The sequence below is a fragment of the Bacillus sp. 7894-2 genome (genome assembly GCF_002272225.1).
In the GTDB taxonomy this organism is placed as follows: domain Bacteria; phylum Bacillota; class Bacilli; order Bacillales; family Cytobacillaceae; genus Cytobacillus.
On record NZ_NPDG01000082.1, the window covers coordinates 1 to 6,841 of the forward strand.

At 39.8% G+C, this 6,841-nt stretch carries 12 protein-coding genes; 5 read left to right on the forward strand and 7 right to left on the reverse strand.

Annotated elements, in window-relative coordinates; translation table 11 throughout:
* Positions 1 to 26: 26 nt before the first annotated feature.
* The gene (locus CHI10_RS12180) at positions 27 to 233 is read right to left on the reverse strand and encodes a heavy-metal-associated domain-containing protein (protein WP_095244545.1); all 207 of its coding nucleotides are present in this window, start codon (positions 231 to 233) and stop codon (positions 27 to 29) included.
* 239 nt (positions 234 to 472) lie between these two features.
* Here CHI10_RS12180 and CHI10_RS12185 point away from each other — a divergent pair, with 239 nt between their 5' ends.
* Entirely contained in the window at positions 473 to 721 is a 249-nt protein-coding gene (locus CHI10_RS12185; protein WP_286137332.1) for a hypothetical protein, read from the forward strand.
* 19 nt (positions 722 to 740) lie between these two features.
* Here CHI10_RS12185 and CHI10_RS12190 read toward each other — a convergent pair whose 3' ends face one another.
* Positions 741 to 1,613 carry a M15 family metallopeptidase gene (locus tag CHI10_RS12190; protein WP_095244546.1) on the reverse strand — a complete coding sequence of 291 codons (873 nt, stop codon included), beginning with the start codon at positions 1,611 to 1,613 and terminating at the stop codon, positions 741 to 743.
* A 178-nt stretch (positions 1,614 to 1,791) separates the two neighbouring features.
* Complete coding sequence (deoD, locus tag CHI10_RS12195) at positions 1,792 to 2,496, reverse strand: purine-nucleoside phosphorylase (RefSeq protein ID WP_076261031.1); 705 nt, start codon at positions 2,494 to 2,496, stop codon at positions 1,792 to 1,794.
* A gap of 153 nt (positions 2,497 to 2,649) precedes the next feature.
* Here deoD and CHI10_RS22695 point away from each other — a divergent pair, with 153 nt between their 5' ends.
* Positions 2,650 to 2,778 (forward strand): hypothetical protein, encoded by a 129-nt coding sequence (locus CHI10_RS22695; protein WP_268745125.1) that lies wholly within the window; start codon positions 2,650 to 2,652, stop codon positions 2,776 to 2,778.
* 15 nt (positions 2,779 to 2,793) lie between these two features.
* On the forward strand, positions 2,794 to 2,943 hold the full coding sequence (locus tag CHI10_RS22360; protein WP_169799738.1) for a hypothetical protein: 150 nt from the start codon (positions 2,794 to 2,796) through the stop codon (positions 2,941 to 2,943).
* 52 nt (positions 2,944 to 2,995) lie between these two features.
* Here CHI10_RS22360 and CHI10_RS12200 read toward each other — a convergent pair whose 3' ends face one another.
* The gene (locus tag CHI10_RS12200; protein WP_095244547.1) at positions 2,996 to 3,304 is read right to left on the reverse strand and encodes a YodL domain-containing protein; all 309 of its coding nucleotides are present in this window, start codon (positions 3,302 to 3,304) and stop codon (positions 2,996 to 2,998) included.
* Between the two features lie 193 nt (positions 3,305 to 3,497).
* Here CHI10_RS12200 and CHI10_RS12205 point away from each other — a divergent pair, with 193 nt between their 5' ends.
* Positions 3,498 to 4,355 carry a glycerophosphodiester phosphodiesterase gene (locus tag CHI10_RS12205; protein WP_286137334.1) on the forward strand — a complete coding sequence of 286 codons (858 nt, stop codon included), beginning with the start codon at positions 3,498 to 3,500 and terminating at the stop codon, positions 4,353 to 4,355.
* Positions 4,356 to 4,426: 71 nt separating this feature from the next.
* On the opposite strand, the gene CHI10_RS12210 is transcribed toward CHI10_RS12205, so the two are convergent.
* Complete coding sequence (locus CHI10_RS12210) at positions 4,427 to 5,197, reverse strand: sporulation protein (RefSeq protein ID WP_095244548.1); 771 nt, start codon at positions 5,195 to 5,197, stop codon at positions 4,427 to 4,429.
* Between the two features lie 247 nt (positions 5,198 to 5,444).
* Complete coding sequence (locus CHI10_RS12215) at positions 5,445 to 5,618, reverse strand: YozD family protein (protein ID WP_095244549.1); 174 nt, start codon at positions 5,616 to 5,618, stop codon at positions 5,445 to 5,447.
* A gap of 166 nt (positions 5,619 to 5,784) precedes the next feature.
* Between CHI10_RS12215 and CHI10_RS22365 the strand changes: the two genes are divergently transcribed.
* Positions 5,785 to 5,946, forward strand: a complete 162-nt coding sequence (locus CHI10_RS22365) for a hypothetical protein (protein ID WP_179289022.1) — start codon at positions 5,785 to 5,787, stop codon at positions 5,944 to 5,946.
* Between the two features lie 28 nt (positions 5,947 to 5,974).
* On the opposite strand, the gene CHI10_RS12220 is transcribed toward CHI10_RS22365, so the two are convergent.
* Positions 5,975 to 6,670 carry a hypothetical protein gene (locus CHI10_RS12220; protein WP_095244550.1) on the reverse strand — a complete coding sequence of 232 codons (696 nt, stop codon included), beginning with the start codon at positions 6,668 to 6,670 and terminating at the stop codon, positions 5,975 to 5,977.
* Between the last annotated feature and the right edge of the window lie 171 nt (positions 6,671 to 6,841).

Sequence of the window (6,841 nt, forward strand, 5' to 3'; positions counted from 1 at the left end):
AAATATGCATGGCGCTCTTTCTTATATCAGGCTACCCCATAGCCCTGGTCTTCTATCACTTTTATCAAATGTTTCTTATCAGTTTTTTCAGGGTCATAGACGATTTCTGCATGTTCATCATGAAAGGCAATCGAGATGCTTGCCACACCATCGATGGAGAGAATGGCATTTTTGACTGCCTCTTCACAATGTCCGCAGGTCATGCCTGCAACTTTAAACGAAACTTTTTCCAAAGCATGTGCCTCCTTTTTACAGTAACCTTACTTTATAATTACCTCATTAAAGGAGGTTTATAAACATCAGGTGAACAGACAGCCGGCCAGGCCATATTTCATTTGAATTAAAGCGGCAATTACATCAGGAAAATAAAAGATTAATGTTTTACCGATATAAACATATTTTATTATAAAGCCATTTTTAAACCATCTATCAAACCTTTTCAGCTTCCAGCACTTTCTTAAGGGGTGAATTTATGATGTTAACCGCAATATTATGGATAAGCTTTGCACTTTCCCTAATCAGCCTAATTGCCGGAATCATGAATCAGTCATGGAAATTTGCATTAATAAGCTTCTTTCTTCTGCTGCCATTGGGTTATTCCCTAACAGGGGCAGAAAATGTGCTCCGCTTTCTATCAGGCCTTCCCGCTGTTCCCTTCATTTTAGCGGTTATATTCTATTTCCAATCAGGAAAAAGCAGTCTGAAGCAGAAAAACAAATAAAAGAGGCCTTTTGGGCCTCTTAGATTTTTTTAACAATATCAAAGTACTCTTCCAAAGTCCATTTCTTTTCATAAATGACTTTCGCAGCTTCAAGGCCTACATAACGGAAGTGCCAAGGTTCATATTTATAACCCGTTATGGTTTCTTTTCCTTTTGGATAGCGGAGAATAAAACCATAGCGGTGCGCATTTTCAGCAAGCCACTTTCCTTCCTTTGTTTCCCCGAATTTTTCAGAAAGCTCAAGGCCTGCACTTCTGCTCGAAATATCCATGGTAAGTCCTGTCTGATGTTCACTGCTTCCGGGAATCGCCACAGCCTGGACCGCTTTTTCTTTACCAACTCTATTTACTTCTGCATCAAAAACTTCCGATTGCCGTGTAAATGAGCGATAACCGGATACAGCAAATAATTCCACACCTTCATTCAGTGCACCTGCAAACAGCTTCTCCAGCTCTTCAGCAGCATCCTTTCGCATATAGCTTTTTTCCAAATCTAACTTCCCATAAGAAAATGCGACATCCGGAATCATTAGCTTGGGGGGCTCATAGCCATCCGGAAGGCTGAATTGTTTATTCACCAGGACCATCACATTATCAGGGTTCTGGATAATATTTCTGCCATCCACAGCTTTTATATCATTAAAATATGCAGCTTCCAATGATAGGGGATCCTTTTGAATGTCTTCTTTGTCTTCATTGCCTGCTTCTCCGGCACTGTTTTCTTCTTTATTTAGTGATTCATCTTCCTTAGGGGGTTCATCAACGCTTTTCTCTTCCCCAAGGAACGGAATCTTTTCAATAAGCGGCTTTGCTTTATCCAAATACGGATCAAGCTGGCTGCAGCCGGAAAGCAGGAGGCTCAGGGTCCCTGCCATAATTAAGATCTTCTTCATTCAAACTCACCTGTCTTTTTATTTCTTTGCAACATTACTATTTTAACACTACACGTCAACTAGTCCATAATCGTATTAAAAACAGGACAAACGGCACAAAATATCCTTTTTATTGATTTCAAACACACACTCATCAAAAAAAATAAAACTGGCTCAGGTGAACCAGTTTCATTCTATATTATTCCTTAATAGCAGCCTCAAGTGCCACTTCAATCATTTCATTGAAGGTGGTTTGTCTCTCTTCAGCAGTCGTTTCTTCACCTGTCAGGATGTGATCACTGACTGTTAGAACAGATAGTGCTTTGCGGTCAAACTTCGCAGCAAGCGTATATAGAGCAGCCGTTTCCATCTCAATTGCCAGGATCTGATACTTTGCCCATTTTTCAAGTTCCGAATTGTCATTATAGAACATGTCTGCTGTGAAGACATTTCCGACTTTAAGGTTTAATCCTTTTTCCACACCTGCATCATAAGCTTTTTTCAATAGATCAAAATTGGCTGTCGGCGCAAAGTCAACCCCTCCGAAAGTGAGCCTGTTCATTTGGGAATCTGTAGAAGAGCTCATCGCAAGGATTACATCGCGAACCTTTACATCTTTCTGAATCGCACCACACGTTCCTACTCTAATCAGGTTTTGGACATTATAGCTTTGCATCAGTTCATTGATATAGATGGAAATGGATGGAACACCCATGCCTGTACCCTGAACTGATATGCGCTTCCCTTTATACGTTCCTGTGTAGCCAAACATGTTGCGGACTTCATTATAGCACTCCGCATTTTCTAAAAATGTTTCTGCAATATATTTTGCACGCAAAGGATCTCCAGGAAGCAGGACCGTTTCCGCAATTTCATTTTCTTTAGCACCAATATGTACGCTCATTAATCTAACCTCCAACTTAATTCTGAAGCTGATGTAAATGCTTCCAAGTCACACTATACCATATGTGACACCAGTTAGAAACAAATAAGACAGGGCATGTTTTTTGCCTGTGCGGGAAAGCTAATTTTAGCTTTTCCAAAGGAGGTTGTAATCATGCCGCAAAAAGGAATGAGCAAAAAACTCAGACAGGCAGTCCAGCATGCCAATGAGACAAATCCATCTTCGAGGGCTAATACTGAACCTAATACTTCAAAAACAGTCAAAACAAAAAGCAATCGATAACCGGAGGGACTTAATATGGGCAAAAAGCACCGCAACCGTATAAATTCACCCAAGAAAAATAATCATATTCCTGCTGAAGCCATTGTTGCAGAGCAGGAAGCACATGGCAAGGAATTCACAGCCAACAAACGCAAAAACAGTCCGGGATCTAACATAACAGAATAAACTATTTAATAAAAATAAACAGGAGAGCTATTATGCCCTCCTGTTTTCTTATTTATCTAATATGTATCCGGTTTACTTCTTCCCAGCCGCCCGGCTTCAGCTGATAATAAAATTGCCCTCTTCTGCCTTCATCAATATAGAGTATATCTCCTGTGGAAATAAACCGGCCATCAAAATCTCCAGGGATCCGGTCATGCACATTAAACTTGCTAAAAACTGATTCAAGGCATTCATCATGAGTCAAAGCTTCGACATTTAGGCGATATACTTGCTGAAAGCCTTTTTTGCCCCTGAATTCAGGTGTTTGAAAGATCGTAACATCATACTCTCTTCTTCTGATTCTTGTTAATTCCTTCAGCATATGGCATCCCCCTCTTATTTCAGCATTACGTGAACAATAATTTATTACTGTATAATTAGCCATTTTTCTTGTCGTTTCCTCCATCAAAAAAATACTATTTTTGTCGATTCACGGTTTTTTCCGTAAAGAAAACGCTTTCAAAAATGTTCATTCTGCATATTATGTATAAAAGTCATATATGGAGGTGATGTAATTGCGGAGCTCTAAAAAGCTTGTTTTATTTTCAATCTTAATTGGAATGTTATTAATGACTATTTCTTATTTTTTTCAGCCTCTCATGCCATTTAAGTCCATCGCACACAGAGGCGCATCGGCACTTGCACCCGAAAACACGCTTGCATCGTTTGAAAAAGCTATAGAAATGGGTTTTGACTATATCGAGTTAGATGTAAGGCTGAGCAAGGATAAACAGCTGGTTGTTATTCATGATGCGAATGTTTTGCGAACTACCGACGGTGAGGGGTTAATTGAGGAATTAACGGTTAAAGACTTAAAAAAACTGGATGCAGGCTCATGGTTTTCTCCCGCGTATGCCGGTGAAAAAATCCCTACATTGACTGAAGTTTTAAAACAGGCCAGCGGAAAAATAGGAATGATAATTGAGATGAAATCACCTGAAAACCAGCCTGGCATGACAGAAATTCTCGCAGACGTATTAAACTCTTACAAATCCGACAGCCAGATAAAAGTCCAATCTTTTCATATTAATGAAATGAAAAAGTTTCACAAGCTGGCTCCCCAGATCCCTGCCGGCCTGCTGCTGAGCAAACACCTGGACTTGTTTCATTTGGCATCCTACCGCGATTTTGCCTCTTTTCTATCTGTTCACCATCTCCTGCTTTCCAAGTCCTTCATTAATCAAGCTGAAATATTCGGTTATGAGATCTATTCGTGGACCATCAGCAAACAATACCAATTTGCAGACATGCAGAGGCTTGGTGTTCATGGCATAATTTCCGATGATGAGAAGAGAATCCCGGATTCAATCATGTACGTGCTCATTACCCCCTTTTTAAAAGGACAGGATTTAATTAGAACACTTCTGGCATAACAGCCAAAGCATTCCACTGCTGCAGCCAAATCAAAAAAACGATGGGCATCACCCATCGTTTTCTTAATGAATTAAGCATATTTTGCAATGACCGACTGAAGCTTTTGCTGCATATAAGGAATATCTGCATTTGTAACAGTGAAACGGACAAATGTTTCATCCATTTCTAACGCTTCTGCCAGGAATCCGCCAATCCCTCTCGCTTTACGGTCTACTTGCATCATAACCTCGGTCTCTCCGTTTGACAGTGGAAAAAAGACCACTTCCAGTTCATCAAGTTTTCCTCTGAAAGGGCCGGAGACTGGAACAAATTCAAACTCCTGGATAAACGGAAGCCTTCTGCGAAGGCGGTGTGGAGCCTGTTCACATTCTGCTTCCCTCAAACGGAATCCCATACTTGAAACAGCGTTCAATACAGAATCCATCAGCGGGGTAGCAGCAACACGAATATAATCCTTATCTGCAGGATCCACCGCGTTTTTTATATCCAGTCCTGTCGTCACCCATATTTTCGTTTTGCCAATAGACAAAGGTGTGTCAGCTGGAAGGTTAAAGGTAAAAGGAATTTCCTTTCGTTCATTGGCTGCCAGGGTAAAGGATTGAGCAAGCCTGAAACGGTCAATCAGACCGGAGACTGTATATTTTTTATCATCTGATTCTTTTATATAAGTAGTATTCAATGAAAGGTAAATATCATCAATTTTCTGTTCGGTGCTGCCCCCTGTAATCTCAACCACGCCTCTGAGGGCTTCTCCCGGAACCGCTGAATCCTTTTCAAGTTTCGTATCCACTTTTGCTGATCCAATTCCCACACTTGCCAAAACCTTATTAAAAAATGACATATGCTTCTCTCCCTATTTCCTTTTTATTTTTACTGCCATATATAAAGCAAAGCACTTATTTCACTTAGATATACGTGCTTATTAACAAGAAGGTTTCATTTTCTGTGGTGGCAGCACATATTTTTTTCGGAAATGCTGCGTTCCCTGCGTACCCACATAAAATGGGTGTTTAGAAATATGTATGTGTAAGATGTTCCTGCTGCTCCGCAAAAAAATGACGAGCACCTTTCCTCGTCATTTTTCTATATCAGTCATCTTCAACTTCTTCATCAATGATGCACTTTTGCAGCAGGTACTCAAACGTGATATCTGCAAGTTCATCCAATTCTCCTTCAGTAGGCACATATCCCCTTTTTGCCAGCTCATGAAAGAAAAACTCAGCAATTTCTTCTGTATCTATTACGACTTCTATTTCCTTCACAGCAACGCCCCCTTTGTACAGAATGTATGAAGTACTCCCTGGATTCATGCAGAACAAGCCATATTCTTTATTTTATTTTCAATGCATTTTTCTTCAGTCAGGACATACATATAGGATAAACAGCCAACAGCAATCCATATTATACAGAAATTGAGGAGGCAGTGACATGTCCAGTATATCCAGACTAGCCCTACTAATTAAAGAAGATGTCAATCTTGAAGAAAGCTCAATAATAAATCTTTATAGCAATCTATTAAATGCCTGGTTCAAGCTCGTCATATGGTTTGGCATCCCATTTTTACTGTATCTCCTGGTCACCTGGCTCTAAAAAGCGCTGGGACTTCAGTGACTCCTTTTTACACAGTGCTCTTATCATCATTGTTGGCAATATGCTTCAACTTTCTGAGTATAACCCGCATGATATGCTTATACTCATCATCCTGAAACATTTCATAAAGAATACGATAATCATTGTATATATCAAGCAAGCCATCAATCAGCACTTTTCTTTCTTTTATCCCATCCAGCAATTCCTTTTCTGCCTTTCGAAATGAATGTGCCGTTTCCCTTAATTCAGGAAGCTTTTCTTTTTTATTGATCATATAGAGGAGCCCCAGCTTTTGAATAAATGCATCAGCACTTTCAGCATCCGCAACGAGTGTCAGCTCTTCTTCCCCTGCTTCCAGCCATTCCCCGTCATTAATCCTTGAAAGCTCATAAATAACATCTTCCCATGCATCTTCTTTGTATCTCCAAATTTCCGTCCTGAAGCCTACGATTTTGAAAAGATCCGAACCATACCCCTTAACATGGACCAGGTCGCCAAAAAAGTATTTATATTCGATGTCAATATGCTCCTTTTCCATAATCTCACCTTCATACTCAGACAGCATTTGAAGGCTGGATTCCATATATAGACCTTCACTTTTATTGACTTCATAGACGTACATATCATCTAGCCACTTTACATCTGTTACTTTTCCGACTGTACCATAAATAGTGATCACGACTGTATCACCGATTTTGTACTTGGGTTTTTTCTTTTTGCTCATTTCCTCCATCCTCTCAATGACTGAGTCGTGAGTAGTGAATACAATAGTATATGCACTTTTTATGTAAATCGTCCGTACGTTCATCACAATCAATCAAAAGCCTTTTTCAAAATAAAGATGAATTTAGTATTTATATTCAGCCCGTTGCTTTCCGCTACGGTCACTTGCTTT